Below are 12,414 nucleotides of genomic sequence, written 5' to 3' on the forward strand. Positions count from 1 at the left end.
TGGCATGTCGTCAGCTCCTTTCGAAGTATTCATGGATTTGGCGTACGGCCATCGCTCCTTCACCGACGGCGGATGCGACTCGTTTCACCGAACCGCGGCGGATGTCGCCCGCCGCGAACAGGCCGGGCAGGCTGGTTTCGAGCGTCCTGGACAGGCCGCCGTTGATTGGCAGGCTGCCGTCCGCTCGTGCGTGGATCGCGTCCACACCGGTGAGGACGAAGCCGTGGTCGTCGAGTGCGATCGCGTCGGCAAGCCACCCGGTGTGCGGTACCGCCCCGATGAAGACGAACAGGGCGCGCACCCGAATCGTGTCCTGGTCGCCGGTGCGATTGTCCTCGACCGCAATTGCTTCGAGGTATTTCTCGCCGTGGACCGCACGAATCTCGGTGTGCCGGTGCACGGTGACCCGCGGATGGTGTTCGATCTGGTCGACCAGGTATCGGGACATGCTCTTCCCGAGGTCATCGCCGCGGATGAGCAGGTGCACCTGTGAGACGTGCTCGGCGAGGAAGATGGCGGCCTGGCCGGCGGAGTTGCCGCCACCGACGATGGCTATCGGGTCGGTGCCGCATATCCGTGCTTCCTGATGCGTTGCGGCGTAGTACACGCTTGTTCCTTCCAGCGCCTCGATCCCCTGAACGGCCAACTTGCGGTACCGCGCCCCGGCGGCGAGCACAACGGCCCGGGCGTGCACCGACCCGCCGTCTGCCAGTCGGAGCACATGGTTCCCGGCCTCGGATCCCAAACCGGTCACTTCTGCCGACACCAGGATTCGGGCGCCGAACTTCCCGGCCTGGAGCACGGCTCGTTCGGCCAATTCGGAGCCGGAGACCCCGGCGGGGAATCCCAGATAATTCTCGATCCGGGATGAGGTACTGGCTTGGCCGCCCGCAGCGATCCGCTCCAACGTCACCGTGTTCAACCCGTCCGAGGCGCCGTACACCGATGCGGCCAGGCCGGCCGGTCCGGCACCCACGACGACGAGGTTGTAGACGTCCTTGGCTGCGTCCGCGACGGGTGCCGGGACAGGAAGCCCGACGACGCGTGCGAGTTCCGCATTCGTCGGATTGCGCAGCACCTTCTCGCCGTGCCAGATCACGACGGGTGTGTCCTCGGGTGCGACGTTCAGGCTGCGTAGCAGCTGCTCCACTCGTTCGTCCTGTTCCAAGTCGAACCACTTGTGGGGCAGACGGTTTCGCATCGCGAACTCACGAAGTCGCAACGTATCCGGGGAGAAGCAGGAGCCGATGATCCGGAATCCGGAGCCGAGCCCGATCAGCAAGTGCCGACGCACAAGGTAGGCGCGCAGGATCAAATCGCTGAGCACGGGATCGTGGGCAATCAGCTCGCGTACCTGCTCGGCCGGGACGACGAGTATCTCGCCGTCCTCGATCGCTTCGGCGGTGAAGAACGCCACCTGACCTTCCAGGAGTCCGAGCTCGCCCAGGAAACGCCCAGGACCGTGCACGCGCAGTATCCGGCGCTCGCCGTCCGCGTCGCCTTCGTCGACGACTGCGATCTTTCCGGAAAGGACGACGACGAAATCGTTGTCAGGCGCGCCTTCTCGGATCAGCACCTCGCCGGCGTGAACCGGTCGACGCGAGCCACCGACCTCGAGCTTCGCGACCTGGTCGTCCGTCAGCCGCGGGAAGGCGCCCTCCTCGTCCGGGGTCTCGTCGTCGACCGGCGGGCTGTACCCGATGGGTGAGGCGCCCTCAGACGAAGTTCTGGTCGACATAACACCACCGCCAATCCTCGCCGGGCTCCATCGACTGGACGATCGGATGCCCGATGGCGTGAGCGTGAGCACTCGCGTGCCTGCCCGGCGAAGAGTCGCAGCAACCGACGTGTCCGCACGTCAGGCACAGCCTCAGATGCACCCACGGGGTGCCGAGGCGAAGACATTCCTCGCAGCCCTGCGGGGTACGGGGCACCACGGCCCGGATCGCGGTTACATGTGGGTCCGCATGGACAGGACTCATGACTTCGCCTCCTCGCCGGCATTTTCCGAGAGCGCCTGATCGAGCCACGTGCGCAGCTGGGGGACCGGAGCTGCGCCCGACTGGCGAGCGAGAACCTCACCCCGGTCCATCACCAGCAGAGTCGGCACGGCGCGGACGGTGAATCGTTCAGCCGTCCGGGGTGCAGCATCGACGTCGACCTTGACCAGCTTGATCTGGCCGGCGTGTTCTCTGGCGAGCTGCTCGAGCGCGGGGCTGACCATGCGACACGGGCCGCACCACGTCGCCCACAGATCCACGAGCACAGGCACCGAGGATTTTTCGACGATCTCCGCGAAGTCACCGTCTCCCGCCGCGGCGATCCAGGGCAGCGGCTCGTGGCAGTTGCCGCAGCGAGGTTTTCCTTCCCCTGCTGCCGGGATGTTGTTGGTCTTGCCGCAGTTCGGGCACTTCACCTTTTCGGATCCCATGACCAGTTACCTCTTCTCAGGCCGCCGCGAAGGCGGGTTCGGCATACGCGACGGCAAGCTCGCCGCCGTCCACCGTGACGCTGATGGTGCCGTCCGGTTTGATCTCGCCGCGCAACAGTGCACGGCCGATCTTGGTTTCGACCTCGTGTGCGATGTATCGGCGCAGCGGCCGCGCACCGTAGACAGGGTCGAACCCGTGTTCGGCGATCAGTCGGCGTGCCTCCGGCGTGATTTCCAGGTGTATCTGTCTCTCCGACAACCTGTTTCGAAGGTCGGTGAGTTGCAGTTCCACTATGTACTCGATCTGGGGCAGGGTGAGTGGGGAGAACAGCACGATGTCGTCGACCCGGTTGAGGAATTCGGGGCGGAAATGCCCGCGCAGTTCTGCCATCACCCGTTCCCTGGCGTCCGGCTTGATTTCGCCGTCGGCTGTGACCCCGTCGAGGAGATGCTGGGATCCGATGTTGGAGGTCATGATGATCACCGTGTTCCGGAAATCGACTTGCCTCCCTTGAGAATCGGTGATCCGGCCGTCGTCGAGCACCTGCAGCAGGGTATTGAAGACGTCGGCGTGGGCCTTCTCGATCTCGTCGAAGAGCATCAATGATCGTCCGGATGCACCCGAAACGATCGAACGGCGATGACAAGCCGCGAGGCGATCGCGAAGAGCTCACCGTCACCGCACGACGCATCGAGGACGAGGTATCGGCGGCATGCGGGTCGACGAGCGCAACGGCAGGGGTCATGCGCGAAGGACTGGCCGACTGTAGCGCTCAGCGGGTTCGAACGTAGTCAGGCGCTGACCGGGTCCAGGAGGCCGGCAAGCCGTCCGGCAATCAGTGCTTCGGACTCTGCGACAATACGTTCCACCAATTCACCCACAGTGGGGACGTCGCGAATCAATCCTTGCACAGTCCCAGCCGTCCAGATGCCAGCCTCCTGGTCGCCGCTGTCGAACACCGCTCTGCCCCGCGCACCGGCAACAAGATGTCGAACGTCTTCGAATTTGCCACCACTGGAGAGAATTTCGACAACTTCTCGGCTGATGCTGTTGCGTGCTACCCGTGCGGTATTGCGTAGTGACCTGAAAATCAGTTCCGTGTCGACCTCCGAGGCAGCGACTATCGCCTGCTTGATGTTGTGGTGAATCGGGGACTCCTCGGTACACATGAACCGAGTGCCCATGTTGATGCCGTCGGCGCCAAGCGCCAGGGCGGCCACCAATCCTCGCGCGTCGGCAAATCCACCGGACGCGATCATGGGAATGCTGATCCGCTCTGCTGCTGCAGCGATGAGGACGAGACCCGGTACGTCGTCTTCCCCTGGATGCCCGGCACATTCGAACCCGTCGATGCTGATGCCGTCGACACCGAGGGCCTGGGCTTTGACCGCGTGGCGGACGCTGGTGCACTTGTGGAGAACCTTGATGCCTGCGCCGTGAAAGTGCGGCAGATGGGGCGCGGGAGACGATCCAGCTGTCTCGACGACTTTCACTCCGCAGTCGATGATCACGTTGCGATACTCATCGTAGGGCGGAGGTGTGATCGTCGGGAGGATTGTGAGGTTGACCCCGAAAGGTTGATCGGTGAGCTCGCGCGTTCGGGATATTTCTCGGGCAAGATCGTCAGGTGTCGGCTGTGTCAGGGCAGTGAGCATGCCGAGCGCGCCGGCGTTTGCAACTGCCGCTACGAGTTCTGCTCTCCCCACCCATTGCATGCCGCCCTGCACGATTGGGTGGCGAACTCCGAATGTCTCGGTAAATGCGGTGGTCAGCACTGGACATCTCCTCGATGGTGCATGGCTATCTGTTTGTCAGTTACGTTGGTGCAAAGTCAATTTCGACCCGAACGGCGCATTCAGCGCGTCGATGTTGTCCACTCGTTCAAGGCCGGAACCTGTGAAAGTTCAGTTCGTGCCATCGGAGGTTCGGCGCGATAGGGCATGGCAGGCGTCAAATACTGTTCGCCATGTTCGTTGGTGCCGGGGATGAAGGTACGGTTCGCAATCACATCGTCGGCGCAAATTACCTGGTCGTAGTCACGCACAACTGCGGCAACCACTCCGGCCGCAGTGAGATGCTCTACCGCTTCCGCGGCGCTACGGTGGCACAGCTGCTTCTCGATCGTGGCGACGAGGTCTGCACGGTTTTCCACGCGCAGAGCGTTGGTGGTGAACCGCGGGTCGTCGGCCAACTCCGGCAGGTCGATTGCCTTGCACAGTTCAATCCAGGCTTGCGGTTGGTAGCCGCTGATCACCAGCTCGCCGTCGACGGCACGAAAGACGTCTGCCGCCGGTGCGACGCTTGGTTGTCCGTTCCCTTTGCGACTCATGGGCTTTCCGGATACCTGCCACTCGATCCAGTTGGCGGTCTGCAAGTGGATTGCGACGTCCAGCAGGGAAACTCGGACGGACGATCCTTTGCCGGTGCGTTCGCGCCGCAGTAGCGCTGCCAGTACCGCTTGAGCGACAACGTAGCTCGTTGCATGATCTATGACCGGTGCGCCCACACGTTGTGGCGGGCTATCCGCCTCACCCGTCACCGACATCAGTCCGCTCTCTGCTTGCGCAGCGATGTCGAGCCCCGCGCGGGTGGCGGACGGGCCTTCCGCCCCGTACCCGCTCACCGAGACGGCGATGATTTCCGGTCGCAGGCGTTGGAGTTCGGTAGAGGAGAATCCCAATCGATCGAGGGTTCCCGGGCGAAGATTGTGCAGCAAGATGTCGCTCGATGCGATCAGATCCCGAGCTCGCTGCAGATCGGCGGAGTCTTTGAGGTCGAGGCAGATTGAACGCTTTCCACGGTTGTACCCGTAGAAGATGCCGCGCGCGTAGTCGGCGTCGATTTGTCGGGCCGGTTCACCACCTGGAGGCTCGAGCTTGATGACCTCGGCGCCGAGATCGGACAACTGCTGCCCGGCGCTGGGTATTGCGATCAGCTGACCGATCTCCACTACTCGGACACCTGCCAACGGCAGGTCTACTTCGTCGGTCATCGAATGATCTCCACATGAGGCGAAGTGACATCCTCAGCGGGCTCCAGGCAGCGCGCCAACAGAATTCCTTCGGTGTGGTTGCAGGGGTTCAGTCGGTTTCTGTCACCTTCTGCTCCCCCGATTCGGATCGTCACCGTTCCATCGTCATTGCGTTCGAAGTGTGCGTCGTTGAGGTTGACGGTGTGGTCGCGGTACTCGAAGGACTCGAACCAGAGGTTGTACAGCATCACTCCGAAGTAGGTGCAGTCCGGGAGAGTGAATGTAATATCCACGGCAGTAGCGTCTTTCAGTGACCACCAGCCGGCAATGTATTGGTTGGAGCTGGTGCCGTAGAAGTCTCCCCACCCTCGCTGCTCCGAGGTCACGCGAATCTCGTTAGGAGACTGACTGAGTGTTTCGATGAGCTGAAGACTGCGTCGAAGGCTCACGTCCATGCCACGCGCAAGTTTCGTCAGGCGCTGGACCAGCCACGCCGTGTCGAGATCGGGGCGTGCACCAGGCGGCGGACCGAGGCGCTCGATGTGGAGAACGGGATCGATCTCCGCGTTACGCGTCTTGTGATACACACGCACTACTACGTCGAAGCAGCGCTCATCCAGCCGAATGCCGCTGCGCCCCTTAAGTTCTTGTGCGACGAAGATCTCGAAGTTGCCGTCCGCGTCACACACCTTGTCGTCGATGACGATGTTGTCGGCGACCCGGTCGATCCCAGACGCGCCGACGCGATTGGCGAGGGCGGCGACGTACGGCACTGTGCCACGGTTACCGTGAATTCGGTACGTTTCTTTGGGGTCGATCATCGCAGTCCAGTAGTCGACGTCGATGCCGTCTCCCCAGAACTTTCGCATCGGTGACATCAGAGTGAAGAGTTCAGGTCGGAGCACGTCTTGGCGTTCGATATTCATTTCGGCGAGGTATCCGAACAGGCGAAGTGCGTGCCGTACACCTTCGGCGCTGTCCAGCGGCGATCCGGTAGCGGCAGCGGTCGAACCGAATGTCGCAAGGCTGTCGGTGACTGCAGACCAAGCCTCGGTGAGCTGCCGGCGATCGTGCTGGGACTCGGATTGTGTTGACTGGTCAGTGAGTTGTGTCATCGTTTCTTCTCTCTCGTGGTAGACGAACTGGATTGTGTATGGGTGCGTTGGTCAGCAGAGGGGGTCGAAAGGGACGTCTGCGTCGGACTTGCCCGAGGTCTGGTTGTTCACCCATCTGACGTTCTGGGTCCATCGGTCGGCCGAAATCTGCACAGGCCAGAGGCTCTTCTGCCAAGCCCACACCTGGTTGGCTTTGTCAGCAGGAACATTCATTCGCTCGGTGAGAAGTTGAGCTCCTGCTAGCTCGTTCGCAGGATCGGCTATCCACCCTGCTGCGGCCTCGAGCGCCGCACACACGGGGGCAGCAGCATCGGATTCAGCGAATGTGGCTGTCGTGACGAGCACCGTGCCCAGGCCGTATGAACTCACGCCGTCAGAGCCCACCGGGTCTACTTCTGTAATCGCCGTCATCGGAATTCCTTCAGCATCGAATACGGCCTGGCTGGCAGCGGTGAGAACGGCGGCATCTATGTCGCCCTTTCGTGCGAGTGGTATCTGACTCGCGGTGGGTGCCGCTGCGATGAATTGCACCGTGGAGGCGTCGATGTTTCTCTCTGCGAGAAGCTGATTGACGAATTGCTCGGCCGCGCCGCCACGTGACGGTATGGCGATCCGCTTGCCGGGCAAATCCTCGATGGTGGTGATGCCGCTGTCTTTCGTCACGGCGATGGCAAGATCGATCGACCCGTAGGGGGACAGTGGCCGCAGACTCTGCCCTTGCTCTATGGCCGGCACGACGGTTCCGGGTGCACCGACCGCGAGATCGGTTGTACCGCCGATGAGACCGCTGATGAGTTCGGGCCCGTTCTTTCCGTCGATGAGCTCGACGTGGAGGCCTTCCTTGTCGAACATTCCTTGTTGGACAGCGACGTAGACAGGCAGGGACAAAGCACTCGCAGGGTAGACCCCGATGGCGACGCTACCGTCGTTCGGACGCCCTCCCCCTCCACACGCGGAAAGCAGTAGGGCCGCTGCAATGACTGTGCCGACAAAAGGTCGAAGTTTCATGGGATTCCTGTTCCTTGATGGCTGGGCGCATCAGAAATCAAGCTGAGTTGGGTGGGCGCATCAGAAATCAAGCTGAGTTGGCTGGGCACATCAGTGGTCGAGCTGACCACGCAGCCGGTTGAAGATTTCGATGTATCGAGGTTCGGCGGTGAGGGTTTCGAGTTCGCGGGGGCGTTCGATGTCAATGCTGACGTCGTCGATCACCCGGCCGGCCCCGAGCAGCAGAACGCGGTCGGAGAGACAGATGGCTTCGCCGAGGTCGTGGGTTACGAAGATGACCGTCCGGCCTACCTGGGATTGCCAAAGCTCGAGGAATTCTCGCTGTACTTCGACTCGGGTTTGCGCATCGAGGGCGGCAAAGGGTTCGTCCATCAACAAGATGTCCGGATCCAGTGCCCACGTTCGGGCCAACGCGACACGCTGGCGCATCCCTTGGGAGAGTTGCCAAGTCCACAGCCGTGACGCCTCGGACATTTGAACGGCCGCAAGCCAGCGCTCTGATTGAGTTCGTCTCTCCGCCTTGGGTACTCCCCTCAATTCGAGACCGTACTCCACGTTCTTCTGCGCTGTTCGCCACGGGAACAGCGCATCTCGGGCCATCATGAAGCCCATCCGAGAACGAGCGTCGAATGGTGTTGTGCCGAGGACCTCAGTCTTCCCTTCTGTTGCGTCCACCAATCCAGCGAGCGCGTTGAGCAGAGTGGTCTTTCCGCAACCGCTCCTGCCGACCAAGCTCACGAACTGTCCGCGAGGGATGGTGAGGTCGAGATTGTCGACCACAGTTTTCGTCGACCCGTCGGGCGAGGGGAAGGATATCGTCAGTCCGTCGAGTTGTACGGCGGGTGTAATCACGTTGGTATCCATGATGATTCCTGTCATCGTCGAGCCGGCGGCTGCCACCGAAGGAGGTAGCGCTCGGCGAAGTTCATGACCTGGTTGAGGACGACTGCGACGATTGCGAGAAGTATGAGGATCGCGTAGACCGCTTCCATCCGGAACTGGGCCGAGTAGATCGACACAAGCTGGCCCAGCCCGTCCCGTGACGAGATCAGTTCCGAACCGACAACGCCAAGTAACGAATAGATCAGCCCCAACCGAAGACCGGCAAAAAATGCCAGGTGTTGCGACGGGGAGGAGGATGTGCCAGAACACCTGTGTCTTACTGGCATTCAGGACAGTGGATAGTCGGAGCCATTCGTCGTCCACCGACTTCACACCGGCTCGTGCACTCGAGCAGACGATGAAGAAGACGAGTGTGAACGCGAGAGCGACCTTCGCCGTCATCGTGATCCCGAAGATGACGATAAGCAGAGGCGCCAGCGCAAGACGTGGCATGGCATTCGCCGCATCCAGGAACGGACTCATGATGCGTTCGAGGGTCGGAAGCAGTCCGAGAGAGAGTCCGACCGCCACCCCGACTGCGCTGGCGAGGATCCACGCGATCACGACGGCAGTCATCGTGGCACGCAAGTTCGACGAAATCTCGCCCGACTGCACCGCTGCGGTGAAGTAGGCCCAGGCCTCGCCTGGCGTTTTGGCCAGAACTGGCTCGATCCAACCTTGCGATGCGACGAGCTGCCACGCTCCGAGTAGGACCAGAAGCAGCGCGACCTGGGCCAGTCGTACCCCGATGGTGAGTCGCGTACCGGATCGACGCTGTCGAGCGGGCTTCGGCTCAGAGCGTGCCCGCCTCGCAGAACGGGGTGACGTAGCACCGGATGGCGAACTTGCGGTGATGGTTTCGGTCATTTCGGCGCCTCCTCCGTGGTGCTCGCAGGCGGCGATAGGTGCTCGACAAAAGCAGACGGGTGCCTCTGGTCGAAGCTCCCCGGGTTGTTGCTCACTGCGTTCATATGTGAAGCAGATCACGGGATACTTCTTCCCGTCTACGCCACATTCGAGAGGTATGCCATAGGGTTTCCCTATGCCTGACGGGCGCAAAATCGGGCGCGCGCGAGGACTGCCACGAGAAGGGAACCCCGAATGGACCGGCGTCATCTGGAATACTTTCTCGCCCTTGCTGATCGGGGCAGCATTTCCGCTGCGGCTCGCGGACTGGGGGTCAGCCAGCCGACAATCTCGGAGGCTCTCGCCAGAATGGAGAAAGAGTGCGGCCTGACGCTCGTCCGCCGTGGCTCGCGGGGAGTCACCCTGACCGACGCTGGACGCGATCTCACAGGTCCGGCGGCCCAAGTACTTCGGGCATACCGGGATTTGGATCACGCTTTGCATCCATTGAACGTCGTGCAGCGGGGTCGGCTGACGGTCGTGTGTCCGCGAACACTGGCGCGTGATCCAGCGGCCACGGCCCTGGGTGCGTTCAAAAGCAAATTTCCGAACGTTGCGGTGACGATGCTCAGCAATGACACCGACGGAATCGGAACGGTGGTCGCCTCGGGTCAGGCTGATATCGGCCTCGGGGTGGACGAGGTGTTCGACGAGGGCGTTGAACGTATCCTTCTCGGCCGGCAACAAATCGTTGCGCTGGTGCCGGCCGCACGAAGTGAAGGCGAGGGGGCAGCGGCGTTGACGGATCTGTTGCGAATCGGATTGATCACCAGCCCGCGTGACGATGTCACTCGGCGACTGTTGGCGGAACGCCTGGGCGAAGGCACTGTGGACGAGGCGGTGGTTGCGGAGACTATCTCTGTGGCTTCGATGATCCCACTTGTACGCGCGGGAGTCGGTGTCGCTTTCCTTCCCGAATCTGTCGCCGATACAGTCGGAGAAGGTGTGGTGCTGTGTCGTACTCGGCCCCCGCTCACTCGTGATATCTGGATGTTCCACGGTTCGACGCCATCGCCTGCGGCACAAGCGTTTATCGAGACGACCAGCCGATTACGTGACGAAGGTGGAATGGGGAACGCCGGATGAGCAAGTTCGGAGAGTCCGCCACCCCGCGAATCGATCCGCGGCAGCTACAAGACTTCCTTGCCGTCGTCGAACACGGCAGTATCACGGCGGCAGCGGCAAATCAGTTCACGGGAACATCGAGCGTCTCTCAATCAATTGCGCGGCTCGAAAGACGGGTCGGAGGACGGCTTTTCAATCGAGGCCGGACCGGCGCGACGCTGACTGCGCGCGGACGGAATCTCATCGATCCAGCACGCGAAGCGCTGGCCGCGCTCGACCGATTAGTGGTCGAGCGCGAGTTCTTACTGTCAGCAGTCCCCCACCTCAGTGTTGCCACGACAGCGAGCCTTGCGGACGATCCCGCAGCGGTACTGCTCGGAGCGCTGCGCACGGAGGTGCCGAACCTGAGGATCACCATCTCGGATCCGCCTGGGTCGTCCGTGGCCGATGCGATTCATCCGGTCATGGCAGGCACCGCTGACGTGGCAATAATGGAGTCGCCGCCCACCGGTGTTCCCGGGACGCGCACGGTGCGCCTTCCGGACCACAAGTTGCGACTCGTCTGCCCGCCCGGTACCCCGTCACCGGTGGACGGGGTATTCATCGGCGAAGATCTCATGCGCATCGGCTTGGTTGTCGCACCACGGTTCGAAACTTCCGATGTCTATCGCCATCTACGGTCGATCGAACCGCGAATCGACCACGCATTCGTGATGAGGTCACAGCACCGCGATGCCTTCGCGGATTTCGCGTACGAAGGGATCGGTGCTGTCATCCTCGAACTCTCCAGTGCCGAGCGAGCATCCGAACGCGGGTGCACTGTGGGCGAGATATTCGAACTGCCCCCACGGAAGATCGCAGCCGTGGCAAGGGACGGCCCGAACACGCAGATCGTCGAACATTTCCTACGGCTGTGTGCCGAGCAATCCGCGCGGAAGCCGTAGGCCGAGGCGAACTGGACCTTGCGCTCTGGGTATTCGCGTCGGCCGGGCGTCCACCGAGAACGATGATTTTGTCCACAGACACAACACTTCTGGGATAGTCCGTTTCCTGAAACAAAGCCGACGGGTTGCCTTCCCGTGAATATGTAATACACGTCACTCCGGATCAACTTCGAAAGGTTGACTTTCATGCGAAAGTCTCTGAAACATTTCGTGAATGCTGCAGCGGCGGTTGCGTTGTGCGCGACGCTAGGACTCACGGGCGCAACCGGAACAGCGGCTGCCGATGCGCCCGGCATCCCGAGCGTCGGGCACGATTGGGCGAGTGCAGGGCCGTACACCCCGAACGTCTCGATCGGGCTGGTGCACACTCTGTACTACCCGCGCCAGCTCGGCGCGCGCGGCGAGAAGCACCCTGTTGTGATCTGGGGGAACGGTACCGGTGTGCTCCCCGGTGCGTACACCTCCTTGTTGCGCCACTACGCCAGCCACGGATTCATCGTGGTCGCCGCCAATACACCGGCAAGCAATTTCGCCATCACCATGCGGTCGGGAATCGACCTCATCGCGGACAAAGCGGCCAGCCCGTCGAGTGTCTTCTACGGCAAAGTCGACCTGGAACACATTGGTGCGGTGGGGCACTCGCAGGGCGGGTCTGCGGCGATCAACGCGGCGATCGACGACCGCGTCGACACCGCCGTCGCGATCCAACCAGGCCCGCTCAATGATGTCGATCTCATCGACGAGCCGGTTCTCTATCTGGCCGGCCAGGCCGACGCAATCGTTTGGCCGGCGATCGTGCGGGCGATGTACGAGGACGCCGACCACGTGCCTGCCGAGTATCTGGAACTGCGCGGCGCCACGCACTTCGGTACGGCGATCACCGGTGGCGATATGCGCGGTCCGAGCACGGCGTGGCTGCGGTACTGGCTACTCGACGATCCGAACGCCCGCACCGAGTTCTTCGGAGCGAGCTGTGGATACTGCACTGACACCCAGCAGTTCTCCGATTTCGACCGCAACGATCTGGCCCGGCAGATCCCGGGCTGACGGTAAGTCGGGAGTCGAAGACGAACGACCTGTCTGTTCAGATC

12 protein-coding genes and 1 pseudogene are annotated in these 12,414 nt (G+C 62.1%); 4 read left to right on the top strand and 9 right to left on the bottom strand.

Going from position 1 to position 12,414, the window contains the following annotated elements; translation table 11 throughout:
• Nucleotides 1-10: 10 nt before the first annotated feature.
• The 4 genes and pseudogenes from QM609_RS00945 to QM609_RS00960 all read right to left on the bottom strand — a co-directional run.
• The gene (locus tag QM609_RS00945; RefSeq protein ID WP_283336879.1) at nucleotides 11-1,738 is read right to left on the bottom strand and encodes an FAD-dependent oxidoreductase; all 1,728 of its coding nucleotides are present in this window, start codon (nucleotides 1,736-1,738) and stop codon (nucleotides 11-13) included.
• The gene (locus tag QM609_RS00950; protein ID WP_007735548.1) at nucleotides 1,716-1,982 is read right to left on the bottom strand and encodes a UBP-type zinc finger domain-containing protein; all 267 of its coding nucleotides are present in this window, start codon (nucleotides 1,980-1,982) and stop codon (nucleotides 1,716-1,718) included. The genes QM609_RS00945 and QM609_RS00950 overlap by 23 nt, the downstream gene beginning before the upstream one ends.
• Nucleotides 1,979-2,431 carry a thioredoxin gene (trxA, locus tag QM609_RS00955; RefSeq protein WP_007735549.1) on the bottom strand — a complete coding sequence of 151 codons (453 nt, stop codon included), beginning with the start codon at nucleotides 2,429-2,431 and terminating at the stop codon, nucleotides 1,979-1,981. The genes QM609_RS00950 and trxA overlap by 4 nt, the downstream gene beginning before the upstream one ends.
• A 16-nt stretch (nucleotides 2,432-2,447) precedes the next feature.
• Nucleotides 2,448-3,038, bottom strand: a pseudogene (locus tag QM609_RS00960) (AAA family ATPase); the annotation flags it as partial.
• A gap of 8 nt (nucleotides 3,039-3,046) precedes the next feature.
• On the opposite strand from QM609_RS00960, the gene QM609_RS00965 reads away from it, so the two are divergent.
• Nucleotides 3,047-3,223 (top strand): hypothetical protein, encoded by a 177-nt coding sequence (locus QM609_RS00965; RefSeq protein ID WP_156511704.1) that lies wholly within the window; start codon nucleotides 3,047-3,049, stop codon nucleotides 3,221-3,223.
• Here QM609_RS00965 and QM609_RS00970 read toward each other — a convergent pair whose 3' ends face one another.
• The 5 genes from QM609_RS00970 to QM609_RS00990 all read right to left on the bottom strand — a co-directional run bounded on the left by QM609_RS00970 (nucleotide 3,224) and on the right by QM609_RS00990 (nucleotide 9,275).
• Nucleotides 3,224-4,207, bottom strand: coding sequence for an NAD(P)H-dependent flavin oxidoreductase (locus QM609_RS00970; RefSeq protein WP_118605803.1), 984 nt, complete (start codon nucleotides 4,205-4,207; stop codon nucleotides 3,224-3,226).
• Nucleotides 4,208-4,287: 80 nt separating this feature from the next.
• Nucleotides 4,288-5,424 (bottom strand): CaiB/BaiF CoA transferase family protein, encoded by a 1,137-nt coding sequence (locus tag QM609_RS00975; protein ID WP_283336883.1) that lies wholly within the window; start codon nucleotides 5,422-5,424, stop codon nucleotides 4,288-4,290.
• A complete protein-coding gene (locus QM609_RS00980) occupies nucleotides 5,421-6,518 on the bottom strand; it encodes a hypothetical protein (protein ID WP_283336885.1) in 1,098 nt (365 codons plus the stop codon). Before QM609_RS00980 ends, QM609_RS00975 begins: the two co-directional genes overlap by 4 nt.
• A 51-nt stretch (nucleotides 6,519-6,569) precedes the next feature.
• Nucleotides 6,570-7,526, bottom strand: coding sequence for an ABC transporter substrate-binding protein (locus QM609_RS00985; protein ID WP_283336887.1), 957 nt, complete (start codon nucleotides 7,524-7,526; stop codon nucleotides 6,570-6,572).
• A 90-nt stretch (nucleotides 7,527-7,616) separates the two neighbouring features.
• Nucleotides 7,617-9,275, bottom strand: coding sequence for an ATP-binding cassette domain-containing protein (locus tag QM609_RS00990; RefSeq protein ID WP_283336889.1), 1,659 nt, complete (start codon nucleotides 9,273-9,275; stop codon nucleotides 7,617-7,619).
• A 234-nt stretch (nucleotides 9,276-9,509) separates the two neighbouring features.
• Here QM609_RS00990 and QM609_RS00995 point away from each other — a divergent pair, with 234 nt between their 5' ends.
• The 3 genes from QM609_RS00995 (at nucleotide 9,510) to QM609_RS01005 (ending at nucleotide 12,370) form a co-directional block, all read left to right on the top strand.
• Nucleotides 9,510-10,400 carry a LysR family transcriptional regulator gene (locus QM609_RS00995; protein WP_019746013.1) on the top strand — a complete coding sequence of 297 codons (891 nt, stop codon included), beginning with the start codon at nucleotides 9,510-9,512 and terminating at the stop codon, nucleotides 10,398-10,400.
• Nucleotides 10,397-11,323, top strand: coding sequence for a LysR family transcriptional regulator (locus QM609_RS01000; protein ID WP_283336891.1), 927 nt, complete (start codon nucleotides 10,397-10,399; stop codon nucleotides 11,321-11,323). Before QM609_RS00995 ends, QM609_RS01000 begins: the two co-directional genes overlap by 4 nt.
• 186 nt (nucleotides 11,324-11,509) lie before the next feature.
• Nucleotides 11,510-12,370, top strand: coding sequence for an alpha/beta hydrolase family protein (locus QM609_RS01005; RefSeq protein ID WP_269610292.1), 861 nt, complete (start codon nucleotides 11,510-11,512; stop codon nucleotides 12,368-12,370).
• Nucleotides 12,371-12,414 lie beyond the last annotated feature (44 nt).

Origin of the sequence: Rhodococcus sp. IEGM 1302 (genome assembly GCF_030056935.1) — a bacterium.
GTDB classification, from domain to species: Bacteria; Actinomycetota; Actinomycetes; order Mycobacteriales; family Mycobacteriaceae; genus Rhodococcus_F; species Rhodococcus_F qingshengii.

Excerpts from the sequence above, each read along its gene's own strand:
- QM609_RS01005 (WP_269610292.1), top strand. The coding sequence starts at position 11,510 with ATGCGAAAGTCTCTGAAACATTTCGTGAATGCTGCAGCGGCGGTTGCG.
- trxA (WP_007735549.1), bottom strand. The coding sequence starts at position 2,431 with ATGGGATCCGAAAAGGTGAAGTGCCCGAACTGCGGCAAGACCAACAAC.
- QM609_RS00985 (WP_283336887.1), bottom strand. The coding sequence starts at position 7,526 with ATGAAACTTCGACCTTTTGTCGGCACAGTCATTGCAGCGGCCCTACTG.
- QM609_RS00980 (WP_283336885.1), bottom strand. The coding sequence starts at position 6,518 with ATGACACAACTCACTGACCAGTCAACACAATCCGAGTCCCAGCACGAT.
- QM609_RS00965 (WP_156511704.1), top strand. The coding sequence starts at position 3,047 with ATGCACCCGAAACGATCGAACGGCGATGACAAGCCGCGAGGCGATCGC.
- QM609_RS00975 (WP_283336883.1), bottom strand. The coding sequence starts at position 5,424 with ATGACCGACGAAGTAGACCTGCCGTTGGCAGGTGTCCGAGTAGTGGAG.
- QM609_RS00995 (WP_019746013.1), top strand. The coding sequence starts at position 9,510 with ATGGACCGGCGTCATCTGGAATACTTTCTCGCCCTTGCTGATCGGGGC.
- QM609_RS01000 (WP_283336891.1), top strand. The coding sequence starts at position 10,397 with ATGAGCAAGTTCGGAGAGTCCGCCACCCCGCGAATCGATCCGCGGCAG.
- QM609_RS00990 (WP_283336889.1), bottom strand. The coding sequence starts at position 9,275 with ATGACCGAAACCATCACCGCAAGTTCGCCATCCGGTGCTACGTCACCC.
- QM609_RS00945 (WP_283336879.1), bottom strand. The coding sequence starts at position 1,738 with ATGTCGACCAGAACTTCGTCTGAGGGCGCCTCACCCATCGGGTACAGC.
- QM609_RS00950 (WP_007735548.1), bottom strand. The coding sequence starts at position 1,982 with ATGAGTCCTGTCCATGCGGACCCACATGTAACCGCGATCCGGGCCGTG.